This is a genomic window from Streptomyces sp. NRRL S-495 (genome assembly GCF_000966955.1).
In the GTDB taxonomy this organism is placed as follows: domain Bacteria; phylum Actinomycetota; class Actinomycetes; order Streptomycetales; family Streptomycetaceae; genus Kitasatospora; species Kitasatospora purpeofusca.
On the sequence record NZ_JZWY01001097.1, the window covers coordinates 1 to 2264 of the forward strand.

Consider the following 2264-nt stretch of genomic DNA (forward strand, 5'->3'; position numbering starts at 1 on the left):
ATCGTGACTGCTCTGCCCGTTGGTACCGCCTCCGCCGAGGAGAGCCCGACCGGTGCCTCCGCCGAGGTGCAGGCCTTCGCCGGTGCGCTGCCGGTGCAACTGTCGGCCTCGCAGCGTGGCGAGTTGCTGGCTGCCGCCGACGCGAACCGGGCGAACACCGCCGGATCGCTCAAGCTGGGCGCGAAGGAGGCGCTGGTCGTCAGGGGCGTGACCAAGGACGCCGACGGCACCCTGCACACCCGTTACGAGCGGACCTTCGACGGACTGCCGGTCCTCGGTGGTGACCTGGTCGTGCACACCGCCCCGGACGGCTCCATCAAGGGCGTCACCAGGGCCACCGACGCGGACATCGCCGTCGACACCACCCCCGGCGAGAGTTCCGAGGCGGCGAAGGGCCTGGCGCTCGACAGCGCCGGAAGCGCGAGGATCACGGAGGCGGCGGCCGACCAGAGCCGCAAGGTGGTCTGGGCCGCGGCCGGCACCCCGCGTCTCGCCTGGGAGACGATCGTGACGGGCACGCAGGAGGACGGCACGCCGTCCGAACTGCACGTCATCACCGATGCCAACTCCGGCAAGGAGGTCTTCGAGTACCAGGGCATCGAGACCGGCGTCGGCATCAGCAAGTACTCCGGCCAGGTCACCATCGGCACCTCCCCGGCCGGCAGCGGCGGCTACGCGATGACCGACACCACCCGTGGCGGCCACAGCACCTACGACCTGAACGGCACCAGCTCCACGAAGACGCTGTTCACCAACCCGACCGACACCTGGGGCGACGGCACCGTCGCCAACCGGCAGACCGCCGCCGTGGATGCCGCCTACGGCGCCCAACTCACCTGGGACTACTACAAGAACGTCCACGGCCGCAGCGGCATCAAGGACGACGGCGTCGGCGCCTACACCCGGGTCCACTACGGCAACAACTACGTCAACGCGTTCTGGTCCGACAGCTGCTTCTGCATGACCTACGGCGACGGCGCGGGCAACGTCAAGCCGCTGACCTCCATCGACGTCGGCGGCCACGAGATGACCCACGGCGTCACCTCCGCCACCGCGGGCCTGATCTACAGCGGCGAGTCCGGCGGCCTGAACGAGGCCACCTCCGACATCATGGCCGCCGCCATCGAGTTCTGGGCCGGCAACCCTGCGGACACGGGCGACTACCTGGTCGGCGAGAAGATCGACATCAGGGGCAACGGCACCCCGCTGCGCTACATGGACAAGCCCTCCAAGGACGCCAAGTCACGGGACTACTGGTCGGCCGACCTCGGTACCGTCGACGTGCACTACTCCTCCGGCCCGGCGAACCACTGGTTCTACCTGGCCTCCGAGGGCAGCGGCGCCAAGACCGTCAACGGCGTGGCCTACGACTCCCCGACCTCCGACGGCCTGCCGGTCACCGGCATCGGCCGGGAAGCCGCCGCCAAGATCTGGTACCGGGCGCTGACCACATACATGACCTCGTCCACCAACTATGCGGCAGCCCGCATCGCCACCCTCCAGGCCGCCGCCGACCTGTACGGGCAGAGCAGCGCGACGTACATGAACACCGCCAACGCCTGGGCAGGCGTCAACGTCGGCCCGCGCGTCGTCGACGGCCTCCTGCTCGACCCCGTGGGTAACCAGGTCACCGAGGTCGGGACCCCGGCCGAACTCCGGATCGAGGCCGTCAACTTCAACCCCGGCACCGTCACCTACCACGCGACCGGCCTCCCCGAGGGGCTGAAGCTCCACCCGGTCACCGGCCGCATCACCGGCATCCCGACCGTCGCCGCCACGTCCACGGTCACCGTCACCGCCAAGGCTTCCCACCACAGCAGCATCACGACGACGTTCACCTGGAAGGTCTCCCCGGGCATCTTCACGAGCACGACCGCCGTGCCGATCCCGGACGGGGGTCCGGCGATCTTCTCGGACATCGTCGTCGACCGGATCCCGGGCCAGGCGTCGCGCGACCTCGGGGTGGGGGTGGACATCAAGCACACCTGGCGCGGTGACCTGGTCGTCGACCTGGTCGGCCCGGACGGCACGGTGTACCCGCTGAAGAAGAGCAGCCTCGGCGACTCGGCCGACAATGTCATCGAGACCTACACGGTCGACGCCTCCGCCCAGCTCGCCAACGGCACCTGGCGGCTCCGGGTGCAAGACGTGTACCGCAGCGACTCGGGCCGCATCGACGGGTGGAAGCTCATCTTCTGACCGGGTCCCCCCAGCTGATCAGGTCGGACCCGAGTCGGCCTGACGCCAGTCCGGGTGGCGCCCCC

The 2264-nt window shown here is 69.7% G+C and carries 1 protein-coding gene; it reads left to right on the plus strand.

Going from position 1 to position 2264, the window contains the following annotated elements; translation table 11 throughout:
* The first annotated feature begins 3 nt into the window (after window positions 1–3).
* A complete protein-coding gene (locus VR45_RS39355) occupies window positions 4–2199 on the plus strand; it encodes a M4 family metallopeptidase (RefSeq protein WP_234326628.1) in 2196 nt (731 codons plus the stop codon).
* The last annotated feature ends 65 nt before the right edge of the window (window positions 2200–2264 follow it).